Origin of the sequence: Algoriella sp., from assembly GCF_036647415.1 — a bacterium.
In the GTDB taxonomy this organism is placed as follows: domain Bacteria; phylum Bacteroidota; class Bacteroidia; order Flavobacteriales; family Weeksellaceae; genus Empedobacter.
The window spans coordinates 1-15,586 of the sequence record NZ_JAVXKG010000012.1 but is presented as its reverse complement, the minus strand read 5'-3'; the positions used below and the strand labels follow the sequence as shown (position 1 = coordinate 15,586).

Annotated in this window: 9 protein-coding genes and 1 tRNA gene; 3 read left to right on the top strand and 7 right to left on the bottom strand. The window is 30.5% G+C overall.

What is annotated here, in order from left to right:
* Positions 1-26: 26 nt before the first annotated feature.
* Positions 27-2,336, top strand: coding sequence for a choice-of-anchor L domain-containing protein (locus RSC72_RS06870; protein ID WP_332566129.1), 2,310 nt, complete (start codon positions 27-29; stop codon positions 2,334-2,336).
* 3 nt (positions 2,337-2,339) lie between these two features.
* Positions 2,340-2,660 (top strand): hypothetical protein, encoded by a 321-nt coding sequence (locus RSC72_RS06865; RefSeq protein ID WP_332546089.1) that lies wholly within the window; start codon positions 2,340-2,342, stop codon positions 2,658-2,660.
* A gap of 86 nt (positions 2,661-2,746) precedes the next feature.
* Here RSC72_RS06865 and RSC72_RS06860 read toward each other — a convergent pair whose 3' ends face one another.
* The 5 genes from RSC72_RS06860 to RSC72_RS06840 form a co-directional block, all read right to left on the bottom strand.
* A complete protein-coding gene (locus RSC72_RS06860) occupies positions 2,747-6,952 on the bottom strand; it encodes a hypothetical protein (protein WP_332578459.1) in 4,206 nt (1,401 codons plus the stop codon).
* Between the two features lie 4 nt (positions 6,953-6,956).
* Positions 6,957-7,589: a hypothetical protein gene (locus tag RSC72_RS06855; RefSeq protein WP_332578458.1), complete on the bottom strand. Its 633-nt coding sequence runs from the start codon at positions 7,587-7,589 to the stop codon at positions 6,957-6,959.
* A gap of 174 nt (positions 7,590-7,763) precedes the next feature.
* Positions 7,764-9,566, bottom strand: a complete 1,803-nt coding sequence (gene typA / locus RSC72_RS06850; RefSeq protein WP_332546097.1) for a translational GTPase TypA — start codon at positions 9,564-9,566, stop codon at positions 7,764-7,766.
* 229 nt (positions 9,567-9,795) lie between these two features.
* Entirely contained in the window at positions 9,796-10,725 is a 930-nt protein-coding gene (locus tag RSC72_RS06845; RefSeq protein ID WP_332546099.1) for a YARHG domain-containing protein, read from the bottom strand.
* Entirely contained in the window at positions 10,722-11,294 is a 573-nt protein-coding gene (locus RSC72_RS06840) for a DUF2306 domain-containing protein (RefSeq protein WP_332546101.1), read from the bottom strand. The genes RSC72_RS06845 and RSC72_RS06840 overlap by 4 nt, the downstream gene beginning before the upstream one ends.
* 247 nt (positions 11,295-11,541) lie before the next feature.
* On the opposite strand from RSC72_RS06840, the gene RSC72_RS06835 reads away from it, so the two are divergent.
* On the top strand, positions 11,542-12,183 hold the full coding sequence (locus RSC72_RS06835) for an isochorismatase family protein (RefSeq protein WP_332546102.1): 642 nt from the start codon (positions 11,542-11,544) through the stop codon (positions 12,181-12,183).
* A 55-nt stretch (positions 12,184-12,238) separates the two neighbouring features.
* On the opposite strand, the gene RSC72_RS06830 is transcribed toward RSC72_RS06835, so the two are convergent.
* Together RSC72_RS06830 and RSC72_RS06825 are read right to left on the bottom strand one after the other, a co-directional pair.
* Entirely contained in the window at positions 12,239-15,379 is a 3,141-nt protein-coding gene (locus RSC72_RS06830; RefSeq protein ID WP_332578457.1) for an AsmA family protein, read from the bottom strand.
* Between the two features lie 144 nt (positions 15,380-15,523).
* Positions 15,524-15,585, bottom strand: a tRNA-Lys gene (locus RSC72_RS06825).
* Between the last annotated feature and the right edge of the window lies 1 nt (position 15,586).

Below are 15,586 nucleotides of genomic sequence, written 5' to 3'. Positions count from 1 at the left end.
TTTTTTATTCATTTAATTAAAAATATATGAAACCAAACTTTACTTTAAAGTTATTTATACTATTTTTTTTATTTACCATTCCTGCTCAATTTTTATCTGCTCAATATATAAAAGTAGAGCCTAATTATACTGCAGAAAAATTGGTGAAAGATATTTTTATAGGATCCAGTTGTATTGAAGTTGTCCATGGATCTATTAAAATACAAGGTTGGAATTTTGGTGATGGTGATAAAAGTTACGGATATTTTGATAAAGGAACTAGTTCTTTTCCAATAGAAAATGGTATTTTACTTTCTTCTGGAAAACTAAACGACGCGCCTGGACCAAATAACGGAATAAATAGTGCTGATAACTCAGGATGGCAAGGAGATAATGATTTGGAAAATGCTTTAGGAGTATCAAGAACAACTAATGCTACAATCTTAGAATTTGATTTTATTTCGTCAGAAAGTAATCACATTAGTTTTGATTATCTGTTTGCATCAGAACAATATTTAAGACAATCTGACTTCGGTAGTTGTGGTTATACAGATGGTTTTGCTTTCTTAATAAAAAAAGCTGGAAGTACTGATTCTTATAAAAACTTAGCTGTTTTACCTAACACATCAACTCCAGTTTCTGTAAATACAGTTTATGGAAATGATGGAAAATGTACACCTGTTAATCCACAATATTTTGGTCAATTTAATCCTACAAATTCGCCAATTGGTTTTAATGGTCAAACAAAAGTATTAACAGCAACAACTGCTATAATTCCTGGCGAGAAATATCATTTAAAAATTGTTATCGCCGATCAAGGAAATGGTTTGTATGATTCGGGAGTTTTCTTGAAAGCTGGTAGTTTTGTTGCTACAAAAAGTTTAGGAAATGATTTATTAACTGCTAATGGTACAGGGCTATGTCAGGGATCTACTCATGTTATTGATGCTACAACAAAAAATGCACAAAGCTACAAATGGTATAAAGATGGTGTAGAAATTTTAGGCGAAACCAATGCTAAATTAACTGTTGACCAAGCTGGATATTACGAAGTGGAAATTACACAAATAAGTGGTTGTAAATTAAACGGAAATTTAACCGTCGAAATGCAAATCGATCCAGTTATTAGCCAAACCATTTTTAATGTTTGTGATAATGATTTAGATGGAAAAATTGAAGAATCTCTAAGCGATTTTACAGATTATATTATTGAAGATTTTAACTATTCTATCTTTAGTATAAAATATTTTGAAACTAAAAAAGAGGCTGAAGATAATATTTTTGCAGGAATAGATAAAGTTTCTTTTTTATCTACCGAAACATCGAAAAGCGTTTATATACGCATACAACCAGGAAGCTGTAAAGAAACAATTATTGAAATAATATTTATCAACAATGGTTTAAGTCAATATAACATTATAACACCTGTCGAAATATGCGATATAGAAATTGATGGTAAAGAAGAAGTTAATTTATCTGATTATATCAATACTTTGATTACGAATATTGATGGATTACCAACTTATTATAACAACGAGGATGATGCGAAAAAAAGTGTAAATTCTATTCATTTCACTCAAACAATTAATTCTGATAAAACCTTTTACATTCGATTTAAACAAAGTGGTTTATGTGATAACATTGCTCCTATCAGTTTTAAATTTAAGCAACCAAAGCGATCTACAATTTTAAAGGATGTGACAATTTGTAAAAATGCGACAACAATTTTAGATGCTGGTGTTGGTTTTGATTCGTATTTGTGGAGTAATGGTGCTACAACATCTACTATACAAAATGTACCTGTTGGTGTTTATCATGTAAAATTAGAATATGATGGTTGTTTTTATACACAAGAGGTAAATGTAATTGCTGCCGAAGATCCAATTATTACATCTATCAACATACAAGGCTCTACGGTAACTGTAATTGCTTCGGGATCTACGCCACCTTATTTGTATGCATTAGATAATGGAAATTTTCAAACCTCAAATATTTTTACAAATGTTACATTAGGCAATCATATTATTCATGTAAAATCTAATTTGGGATGTGTACCTGTTTCGAAAGAATTTTCGGTCATTAAATTGCTTAATTTTATTTCGCCTAATGGTGATGGTAAAAATGATGTATTAGATTATTCGCAATTAAAAAATAAAATAAATCCGAAGTTTACTATTTTTGATCGTTTTGGAAAATTAATTTTTGAAGGTTCTGAGGCAAATAATTTTACGTGGAACGGAATGCAAAATGGTTTTGTAGTAGAAACAACAAGTTATTGGTATGTGATTGAATGGACTGAATCGGGTTCTGATCAACTACAACGTTTCTCTAACTGGCTTTTGGTAAAAAGTAAATAATATATGGATAAATGGAATCCTTTTCCTAAAAAAGAGTTCTTGCTTGAGCTTTATTTAGCCGAGCAAGATTTGACTGATGAAATACTTGTTTTTTGGAATAAAATTAGAATTTCTCCCGAAACATGGACTTGTGAAGATGTAATTCATGAAAATTTTTGGGTTGTTGCCAAACATCAAAATTGGATTATTTGGTACAATGATGTAGAGGAAGGTTATAACTTGTCAAGATATAAAGAGGAATTAATTATTTTGGAATATGGTGCAAGTCAAGACGAATTAGTATTTGCAGTAAAAAAACTAAAGACAATTATTCTATCAATCTAATAAGCTTTATTTTTAGTTAAAACTTAAAAGGGATTGTTCTTATGAACAATCCCTTTTATGGTAATATAAATTATTAAAATTTTATTTTAGAAGCTTCTCATTCTTAATGCTGGATTAATGTATACTCCACCACATGCATCTAATTTTAAAACTAAAGCTACTCGTTGAGTAGATTCACAGTCCATTCCACTTCCACTATCATATTTACGTGCTACATAATATGTAGTTCCGCTCACAATAGGTGCTGTACCTAATATAGGTGTTGTAGAAGAAGCGCTATCGTACCAAACCAATGTTGAGCCTGGTATCTTGATATCATCAAATGTTGCTACTTTATTTTTACAGAATTTATCATCTTGTAATTCTGTTGGCGCTGTTGGTATTGGATTAATATTAATTTGATCTGTAATAACACATGACCCTACAGTAGTAGGATCATAATTAATCTCTAATTTATACCTTCCATAACCGTACAACGACAAGTCAATATCTCTCGTTGTAGCAATAGGTGTAGTTAAATTGGCGTTATCTCCTGTCAATTTATACCATTTGTAAGTTGTTACTGCGTTTGGATAAAAACCTGAAGCTGATAATATTTTATCTACTGTAATATCTCTACAAGCATATACTGCTCCAAAACCATAAGTAGAATCGTCTGTTGTTTTATCTAAGAAAGTAACATAATTAGTATTATTTCCTCCATTTGTACTATAAGTTCCGAAAACTAAAACTTTATAACTAGAATTTGCATCAATATCTTTTACAGTTAAATAATCAAAATTTGTAGCTCCTCCAGTTATTGTAAATTTAGCTCTTGTACCTGCGGTTGCAGAAACTACAGAACGTGTAACGTCACATGAAGTTCCACTTATATTTGTCTGTTGTGTTACTTTTAACTCTTTACTTGCAGCAATACTTATTTTGTTACTTAAAGAATTTAATACACTTGTTGTTACATCTGTTTTTACATTAAAAGTTATACCACGAGTTGTGATACTTTTAAAAACTAATGCAGTACTAAAAGGTCCTGTAATGTCATTAGTAGAGGCAGTATTACGAATAAATTCTACAGTAGCCGTACTAAATGCAGTCGTACTATTTGTTGAATTATTGTAAGTAATGAATGGTTGATTTGAACTCATTTTAATAACTGCGTTATCTGCAGTAACTAAAAAATCAGAGGATTGACTATCAAAACCTACTGTGATATTAACATTAGAATTATTAATATTTAATTTACCAGAAGCTTTTGGCGCTGCAGTTGCAGCGGAAATAGTTCCTAAATTCATTGTAATATTTGAAGCATCAAGATCAGAAGATCCAATAAAATATAAAACTTCATTTGTACTTTTATAATCATCAACAAATTTATAATACGCAAAATCTTGAAAATTAATTCGCATTTTCAAATCTGTACCTCTTAATTGTATTTTATGTCTTGCAGTTCCATCATAAGTAGCATCAGTTTGTTTACCTGCTGCCAAAACTCTATTGAAACCTGTAATCACATTATTATTTAAAACTAAAGAACCGCCTAAATAAATATCTTTAGAACCATTTCCTTTTAAAGACATTCCTGCAGGTGAATCATTCTCAAAAATGATATTATTAATGTAAACATCATTGTTTATAGCAACTTCATTTCCTTTTGAATTTGAATATGATTTGAAGTGTGCATTATCAAACTTTGTAGGAGCACAAGAACTAGAACTTACAGAACCATTAGAATTTGATGTCCAGTTAACAGAATTATGCCATTGATTTGTCGTTGCAGTACTACCTATAAAATATAAATCATTAGGTATTGCATTTGTAACACTTGTGTAGCCTGCTGTCTTAGCATCTGCACTACCAATAATATTTAATGTATAATTCGATTCCTTTATGAACTGAATATTTTTTACATCATAATTTTTTAGTGTTAATTTATTTGCTGTATTAGTTTCATCTCTAACTGTTGCTGCAACCTTAAAATTAACCGTGCTTAATTGCCCATCTAATATGGTAACCAATTGACAACTTCCTGTACTAATTGTTTGATACTTATCTATAATATTAATTCTATAGTTCGTTTCAAAAGAAATTAAATTTCCTGCATATACTTTTAGCTCATTAATATTAACTTGATTTGTTGATGTTGAAAATATTCCAGCTCCTTCAGTCCTAAAATAGGCGTTTGGTTCTAACTCTAAATAAGCAGCATCAAAAACACCATATATTAATTGAGATATTTCACTATTAGAATCTTTTAATACTACTTTATTATATTTTAATTTATTATCAATCGTATAATAATTAGTATCTCCAGCCACAACAAAAGCTTGATAAACATTTATTGTACTGGTTGCTGCGTCTAATGTAAATTGACCACTCGGATTGGTAGTATTCACACTATTATACCTCCAATATTTTGTATTTATAATACTGTTTTTTAAATATAAATTTGTTTTGAAACTTGAACCATTTTCAATAATTCCAGAAAAAGCGTTGAAATTTGCAGTAGCTACATCAAATATTAACGATCCGTTCTCTAAAATAAATGTATTGGCAAGCGCATCCGTAAAATTGTAATATGAAAATGTTGAACCTCTCAAACTTAATGCACCTCCTCCAGTTACAACTAATCTATCTCCATTAGAAGTTGAACCTCTTAAAACTCCATCATTTAATGTTATTGTCTCTGGAGAATTAATATTAGTAGATTTAGGTACAAAATATAAATTCTGAATACTTAATGTGGCACCTACTTGTAATTGTAAAGAACCGCGAATTGTAAATGCATTATTTGTTAAACTAAAAATTTCAAAATTTTTCCCAATAAAATCTGGTAATACAGTGAAATTATGAATATCTATCACTCTATCAATATCTATTCTTCCAGAGATCGTAGAATTTGTATTAAAAAATACATTATCAATTGAAGTAGGTAGATTAGCAACTGGTAATTGACCTGTACCGCTAGAACTCCAATTTCCTAAATCTGTCCAAGTTTTCCCATCACTTTTACCACCCCAATAGTAATCTACAGCAACACCACTTGTCACATTAATATTTTTGGTTAGATTTTCTAAAACTGAATTAGTAAAGGTTACTACATTTTTAGAATAAATACCATTGGCAATCATATTACTATACGGTGGACTTGAAACTACTGGAATATCTAAATAAGCTAAAGTACTAGAGCCTGAAATATAAGATTTAAACTTTGTAGTACCAGAGGATGCTGGATTAAAATTAAAATTAGTAACTTTTACGTTAGGATTTGTACTTGGTGCTGTTTGTGTCGAAGTTCCATAAAAAGTATACTCATATCCTTTATCTAAAGTTAAATTACTTACGGTTAAATTATTAGTGTCAAAATAAACACTTGTATTTTTTACTGTTAGATTACCAATTGTTAAATTGTTATTATTAATAATCGTACAAGTTCTATTGGTATAATTGTTTATATTATCTATGATAACATTTGGTAAATTAACATTTGGTTTCTCTACTATTAACCCTCTATAGTATGTAGTAAGAGTTGTATTGTGACTAAAAGTAGTCCAAGAATGTCCTCCACCATGAATATAAATTGTAGAATTTGTAAAATTAGATTTTGCTAAATCAAAATCTAAAAGCCATACTGTTTCAGTATTTAAAATAGTAGATGCTAAGTTTATTCCACTTGCACTATTTAATATCTTCAACATTCCTGCTGTGTCCTCATTTACATTGGTACTCTTGTTCAAAGTAATTGATAGATTAGATAAATCTAATACTGTTCCATTATCAACAATAATAGACATTGCACTAAAATTATTACTCACTTTGATATTCGTTCCCGAATTAAAAACAACATAAACACCTAAATCATTATTACTAAGAACTGGAGCTTTTTTTAAAATCAAAGAACCTATATTATTAATATTTCCAGTAGAATTACTAGAAAAACTAGCTTTTTGAGATAAATCCATTATCCCATTTACAGTAATTGTTTTAGTAGCCCCATTAATAGCTGTTAACTTAAAAATATAATTATTGTTCGTAGAACTTGCTGTAAAATTATTAAATACAATATTTGATGCATTAAAATTTACATTAAATTTTGTGGCTCCATCTGTAAAATAAACATTATCAGATGCTCCAGGAACAACAGTTGGCTGACCTCCAGAAATACTCCCTAAGGCCCAGTTTTTCACTGTATTATAATTATCATCAGCACCATTCCCTGTCCAATAAAAGTCTGCTGCTAATCCCTTCGTACTAAATAATGTTAGACAAAGTAGAAAAAAGAAATATATTTTTCTCATAGAATTAGTTTCTAACTTTAAATACTACGTTGATAAACGTTTTCTCTGTAACATCTGGATTTGCAGGGACTGTATAAGTTAATTTACCGTCATTAGCTAAAGTTGCATTTGTAAAAACCTTTGTATCAATGTAAGTAATGAAATATGCCAATTGAGTAACAGTATAAGTAGACAAAGGTGTGTCTACATTTGAAGATAATTTAGGAGATCCAAATTGATTACTATATTCTTGGTATAAGTCTACTGTATGATTTCCTACAGTTGTATCCAAAGCAATACTTGGTGCATAAAATACCATTGGTTTAGCCTCATTATCATTATTCAAGAAGCGAGTCCATTTAGCTCCTGACCAAAAATAAAAACCTGGTGTTACTCTATTAGGAGATGTACCTGCAGTTACTGTGTTATAAACCATTAATGCTTCGGGAGCAGATGCTGTTCCTGATATTGGCGCTAATGTATTAATATCGGTTAGAGTTACTCGTGGAATTAAAATTCCTTTTGAATTAGAGTTTGCGTCTAATATTGAATAAGGATTAGGTGTGAAAGCTGTATTAGTACTTATACCTACTTGGGCATACGAATTTATAGAGAATAGCATAGCACTAATCCCTACTAAAGTGTAGATCTTTTTCATTGTAATTTTAATTGGTTGATTTTAAGTGAACAAATATATATAAAAATATTTATAATCATTATTAATAATTAAAAAAATACAATATCAGTAACTACAAAATATGAAACATAAAAAAGCCCGAACAAATTGTTCGGGCTTTTAATTTATAATGTAATAATATTCTTAGAAAAAATATTAACTCATAGTTTTGTCAAAACGTTTACGATCATTCTCTTTTAAATGAATTTTACGTAGACGAATAAAGTTTGGTGTAACTTCGATACACTCATCACCTTGAATATACTCCATACATTCTTCTAAAGTCATTTCGATTTTAGGAGCGATAGAAGATGAATCATCTTTACCAGCTGCACGAATGTTATTCAATTTCTTCGCTTCTACTACGTTTACTACTAAATCATTGTTACGAGAGTGTTCTCCAATAACCATTCCTTCATAAACTTCTTCTCCTGGTGCAATAAAGAATTTACCACGATCTTGTAATTTATCAATAGAATAAGGAGTTGATGTACCTTGATCTTTAGAAATGATAACTCCAGCAGAACGTCCAGCAATAGCACCTTTGAAAGGTTTGTATGCTAAGAAATTGTGTGCCATTACAGCTTCACCTGCAGTACTAGTTAACATTAAAGAACGTAAACCAATTAAACCACGAGAAGGAATCTCGAACTCTAAATGTTGCATACCTTCTTTTGCTTCCATCACCAATAAATCACCTTTACGTTGTGTTACTAAGTCAATTGCTTTAGAAGAATAATCATCTGGAACATCAATAACTAATGTTTCGTATGGCTCACATTTTACACCATCAATATCTTTGAAGATAACTTGTGGTTGTCCTACTGTTAACTCATATCCTTCACGACGCATTGTTTCAATCAATACAGATAAGTGCATGATACCACGTCCGTAAACTAATTGTGTATTAGAATCTTCTGTTGGCTCTACACGTAAAGCTAAGTTACGCTCTAATTCGTCTGTTAAACGGTCTACTAAGTGACGAGAAGTAACAAATTTACCATCTTTACCAAAGAATGGTGAGTTGTTAATTCCGAAAGACATGTTCATTGTAGGCTCATCAATATGCATTACTGGTAATGCTTCTGGATTTTCTGGATCAGCAATTGTATCTCCAATTTGGAAACCGTCAATACCAACAACAGCACAGATATCACCTGCTTTTACTTCTGTTGCTTTTACTTTACCTAAACCTGTAAATGTATATAATTCTTTTACTTTATGTTTTTTGAAAGTTCCGTCTGGCTTAGTTAAAGCAATCCAATCACCTTCTTTTACAGATCCACGAGTTACTTTACCTACAGCAATACGTCCTAAGAATTTAGAATAATCTAAAGATGTAATTTGCATTTGTAATGATCCCTCTTTTGCTTCTGGAGCTGGTACGTGTTCTAAAATTCCATCCATTAATGGTAAGATATTTTCTGTACGTACATTTTCTGTATTAAACCAACCTTGTTTAGAAGATCCGTAGAATGCAGGAAAATCTAATTGCTCTTCTGTAGCATCTAAGTTGAAGAATAATTCAAAAACTTTGTCATAAACCTCATCAGGGCGACAGTTTTCTTTATCTACTTTATTAATTACTACTAATGGTTTTAAACCTAATTCTAACGCTTTTCCTAATACGAAACGAGTTTGAGGCATTGGTCCCTCAAAAGCATCTACTAATAAGATAACACCGTCAGCCATTTTCAATACACGCTCAACTTCACCACCAAAATCCGCGTGGCCAGGAGTATCAATAACGTTGATTTTTACATCATTGTACATAACCGAAGCATTTTTAGAGAAGATCGTAATCCCTCTTTCACGCTCGATATCGTTGTTATCCATGATTAATTCACCTGACTCTTGGTTTTCTCTAAAAACGTTTGTTGAGTGAAGAATTTTATCAACCAACGTCGTTTTACCGTGGTCAACGTGTGCGATAATCGCAATATTTCTAATGTTTTGCATCCTTGAAAATTATGGGTGCAAATTTACGACAAATTTATTTTTAATCACTATATAATTGATTTAATTTAAATTAATCAACAATTACTTTAGAAAAATTTAATTTTAGTGAAAAATATTTATAAAAAACGCTTTTTTTTTGCACATTAATTAACAAAATGATGATTTTAAAATAATACTTTTTGTATGTGTTTTATCTATAAAATAAAAATCAACTGTTTTTAAATCAATATTATCGTCCGTATTGTTGATAATTATCAGTTGCATATTTTTCGAAACGTTTTAGTAACGCAATATTTTCTTTCTCCGTTGGCGACAATTTATCCTCTACATTTATATACAATGGTACATACCAATCTACATTATCAAAAAACTGACGAGCTCCACGATTCGCAAACGAATAGCCATGACGCGCATAAATCGTATTACGAATAATCTCTAAATCTAACTTATGTAAATTTTTTAGCTGTTTTTCCGTCAACTTTTGTGTCGAACCATTTATCTTATAAATCTCATTAGAAGCTGAACGTTGTACATCTATAAAATATTCTTCACCATCTCCTGCCTCTTCGTATTTTTTCTTTTTAGAGTTTACCCAATCTACATTATCATATTCGTCTGTATACTCTTCGTCTATGCCATGTTTTGGCTGAACCAAGATATTTTTCGGATTATAGGTAAACGTTGTTTTTTTCAAACTAAATTTTCGAGAAAGTACTGGTAAATCTTTTCGTTTCGAAACCCAAGTTCCGTAAATAGAATCTTCATTTTCGGAAATATTAAACTTAAACGTTCCATCATATTTCTGATCACCAGGTTCATTTGCCATCACATAACGCGAATTTCCTTCTTTTACCAAATCTCCTTTAAAAGGCCGAATATTTCCAGCCGAAACACTATAACCTTCAACCGTATTATCATTATTTATTTTCTGAATCACGACACTAATTATATTTTGATTCGACCATTTATCACCTTTATCATAATCAACAGAATCTGCCTCAAAAATTCCAGACCAAAGCCCTACATCTTCTTGTGTTGGCTCGATATGAATTGATGAAATCGTATCATTAGAATCATTATTTTTAATGGCTTCTTTTTTGTCGTCTTTACAACTTGCAACAATAAGAATTGTACAAATAAATAGTGCTAATTTTTTCATATTTTAGATTGTTTAGTTTTATAAATATAATATTCTACGAGTAATAAATTGGGAATAAATCCCAACCACGCAATAATTTGATAAACATCCATTGGCGCAGGCTGAAATAAATAAACCAAAATAACTTTCCAAGCACGTAACGTAAGCGCAGAAATCGCCAACGCATAACTTCTGAGCATAAAATTTCGGTGCGAATTAATATTTTTTTGTTTGATTTTGATAACTGCAATTACTGTAAAAACCCACCAAAGAATACCGAGAATTATAAAAGCTGACTGAGCAATTAATTCTCCGTTTGCATAAAAACCAATGTAAATTCCACTCGGAGCAGCTAAAAAAACGGTAATATAAAAATAGAATTTACCAATTAATCGATGAATTCTCTTGACCTGTTGATTGGTTATTTTGACAAATTGTACAATCCCAAAAAATAATGTAAATATTGACGAATAAACGTGAATGTAGAAGATCGTTAAATAACTCGGAATTGTCGTAACTTCATCTTGTTTTATCGCTAAAAATGAAACATCTGACGAAATGGGAATATAACGCAACGTGATTTGAAGCATTAATCCGAAGAAATAAAGCCAAACGAGGAAAAGTACTATTTTCCACCACGAAGTGTTTTTTATTGTAGAAATTAATTTCAGAATTGGTTGATTTTGAATCTTAAAATTAGACTTTTTATTGATGAATTACAATCACTATTTATAATGAAAAAATACATCTAAAAAATAATTCATTTATATAATAATTGATAACCAACAAGTTATTTTGTATTTTCATCAAAAATTAATTCACTTAAAATTACCAAAAATGAAAAATGAATTCGGAAAAACAAATCCTGGAATTTGGGATTTAAAAGAAATTGCTATAGTTATTATAGATTTTCAACCACAGATGTTAGCCTCTATAACTAGTGGAAACAGAGATTACATAGAACATAACACAAAAGCATTGGCAAGACTTGCAACTGCATTGGAAATACCTACGGTAATGTCTAGCGTTGGTGTTGGGATTGGAATTAATGACCCTGTTGTGAGCACAATTTCTGAAGAACTTCCTACGGGACAACAAATTATTGACAGAAATACAATGAATGCTTGGGACGACGAAGTTTTTGTTGCAGCAGTAAAAGCTACAGGTAAAAAGAAATTGGTAATGGTAGGGCTTTACACTGAAATTTGTTTGACATTTCCTGCAATCGAAGCGTTGAACGAAGGTTTTGATGTGATGACAATTACAGATGCTATTGGCGGAATTAGTATAGAAGCGAATAAAATGGCGATAAAAAGAATGATACAAGCTGGTGTTGTTCCTAACACGCTTGTTGCATTTATCACAGAAATTTTTAGAGATTGGACAAAACCAGAAGTTGCTAAAATTGGTCCAATATTAGAATGGCATAAAGAATTTGTTACCAATATCAACTTACCAGGAGTTGGCGTTTGGCAATAAAATTTGAATATTTTCAACAAAAAAATCCTTCAGAAAATTCTGAAGGATTTTGTATTTATTGTTTGACTTGTACAGCTTCTTGCTTCAATTTTTCTTCTTCTAACGATTTTTGATAATCTGTAAAATCATCATCTTTTTCGTCCAAATCTTCTTTCTGATATTTTCCTACTTCAACCTCGAATGTATCTGATGGCCCTGTCACTTTAATTGGAATACCGATAATTCCGAACGGTGGCAAACCAAGTCGCATTCCGACATTCATATAACCATCTAACGTTACTTGACCTTCGACACGTGGGCGAAAACCTGCAATTTTAAACTTGGTACGCTCTATCTTCATTACATTATTTTCAATTGAAGTTTTTACATCAATTTTCTTCACATTTGCATCATGCAAAGCATCTGTATTGGTTTTTTCTGCAACAGAATTGAACAATTTAAACCCTTTGAATTTTATATCTTCCAGCGTTAAAACTCCTCCTCCTTTTATAGTTTTCATTTTCGGAAACATATCCGCACCCAAATCTCCTGCCAATTTATAATCCAAAGAAACTTTTCCGTACGCATTTTCCGCAGCACTAGCCATTTCTCGGAACAATGTCAATTCTTTGTAAGCGCGCTGTATATCGAAATTTTTTCCTTTTACATCAAAACTAAAATTCGCTTTTCTGGCATTGATTGGCTTATACGTTCCGTTCATTGTAAAATGTGAACCAATCATCTCAAATTTAGTTTGATTTAGCGTTAAAAAACCTTTGTTTAAAGCCAAATCTCCATCAAAATCTTGAAGAATAATATCTTTAAATAAAACTTCTTTTGCTTTTCCTTTTATACTCAATTCCACATTTGTTGGCAATAAAACAACGCCTTCTGCAGCACTTGATTTTGACGAAGATTCTCCTGAATTAAACGCCATAAAATCATCAATATTAACGCGATTTGTCGTGAAATTTATATTTCCTTTTAAAACCTCATTTTCCTTTAACGCATAGTTGATATAATTAGAAACATCTCCATCAAATACAAAAACATTGCGTTTATAACGTGCTTTTACATCTTTAAAAGTCAAACGAGCACCTTCAAATTTGAATTCTCCTTGCTTGATGACAAATTTACTTGGGAAAAATTTTGTATTAATTTTAATGTTCTGAATTTTTACATAACCACGATTTTGTAAACTCTCCAAAGCAGCTCCATTATTCCCTTTCAAGCCTACATTTGTTTCTATTATTCCATCAATATCTAAACCTTCTATTGGAAATAATTTATAAAAATCTGCTAAATTTAATTCTCCTTTCGAATGAATTCGATAATCTAGATTAGTCAAATTTTTAAGATTAGCATTTACCATAAAAGGCTTTCCTGCCATCGTAAATTGAATTGGCAAAATATCTATTGATAAATCATTAAAAGATCCTCTACCCGATTTTATACGCGTTTCAACCGTAATATTTTCTAACGGTAAATCCGAATAATCTTTCAATCGGATGTATCCATTTCGCAAAATAACAACAGAATTACTCACAGGTACTTTTTTACGTTTCGGTTCGTATGTACCATTTGCTTTCATTTGCACAAACAAATCTCCACGCATGTCAATATTCTGAATGGGATAAATTTTATAAATATCTTGTAATTTTATTTTTGCTTTAAAATCTGCATTAATCGGGAAATTTTTCAGATTTTTTACTTCTAATTTTCCTAAAATAAAATTATCTAAGGCTTTTGCATCTATTTGACGAATTAAAATCGATGTATTTTTTAGATTTCCATCTTTATTCGTCATTTCCATATCCAAATTAATATGATCCAAAGCCGCAGGCATTTCATTCATTTTGAAATAACCGTTTTCAAGATTTGCTTTTAGATAAAATGTTGGGATTTTTTGCAATGGATTTTTTGTATTCTGAACGATAGAACCTTTCCAATTTCCTTCTAAATCAAGAATTCCTTTTGCATCAAATTGACGAAAACCCGTTGCATTTTTCATGGCTTCTAAATCAATAGTTGATTTAATTACACCTTCCGAAAACATTGTTTTCCCAGACCAATAAGTGAAATTCGTTTTTGTTGATCCATCTAAAAGTTTAAAGTCTAAATTTTCTACTTTAACTCGCATTTTATCAGGATCCAAAGCTTGTAAATCTATTGTCGAAACAAGATTTATATTTTTTATCGGTGTTGATGATTTTTTATAATTTAATAATCCATCCTCAATTTTTGCTTCAATATGAATATCCGGATTTTGATTAGTCGCAGCATTCATGATTCCTTTCATTGTAAAAAGAATTTCTGACGAACCTTCCATTTCTACGTCCTTCGCCCATTCTTGATAAGCTTCTGGAATAATTACTGGAATATATTTCAGATCATTTTTATCCGAAAAAATTTTTAAATCAAATATTTTGGTTTCATTTAGCATTAATAATGAACCTTTCAATGAAAAAGGAAAATTTCCCAATTCTAAATCATTTTCAATAAAATAAAAAGATAAATTATTCAGATCAATCTTAGAATTTATTTCACCCTTCAAAGGTAAATTTTTTACATATTTTTGATTATCAAAACTGAAATTCGCATTCTTTATTTCGGTATCAGCATCTAATGTCAATTGATTATTTGTAAAATCTATCAATCCATCATAATCAAATTGATCCAATTTAAGATAAGTTGTCGAAGATTTATCGTCGTATAAAAAATTAGAATTTGAGATTTCAAAATCATTCAAAGCTAATCCTACACTCGATTCCTCTTCTTTTTTAACTTCATCCGAAGGAACCATAATATCAAAATTATTTTTTCCTAAACTATCTACTTTAAGATTGATATTCGCATTCTTGATAAATAATTCGTTGAAAATAATTTTGTGGCTAAACAATGTTTTTACATCAACACCAAGTGCAATTTCTTTAGCAGAAATCAGATTTTCTGTTTGATATGGTGCAGAACCTTTGATTGAAGAGTCGGTAAGTGTTACCGTTAGTTTCGGAAAATGATTGAAAAATGAAATATCTAAATCTTTAAATTCTATTTCAGTCTTTACGTAATCTTTGGCTATTTCTTTTATTCCATCATTTATTTGATCCTTAAAAAAATAAGGTGAAACATATAATACCAATGCAATTCCACCCAAAGAAAATCCAGTAATTTTAAGTACTTTCATTAATTTAGAGAGAACCGTTTTCTTCTTCTTCATAATCACTTATAATTGGTTGTGCAAAGTAACTGAGATAAGTTTTTAATATAAAATAATGACGCAGCTATTTACCGCAACATTTATCATATTAATCTCAATTTTTTGCATAAAAAAAGCTAAACATTACTGCTTAGCTTTTTGTGACCTGGCTGGGGCTCGAACCCAGGACCCCAACATTAAAAGTGTTGTGCTCTACCAACTGAGCTA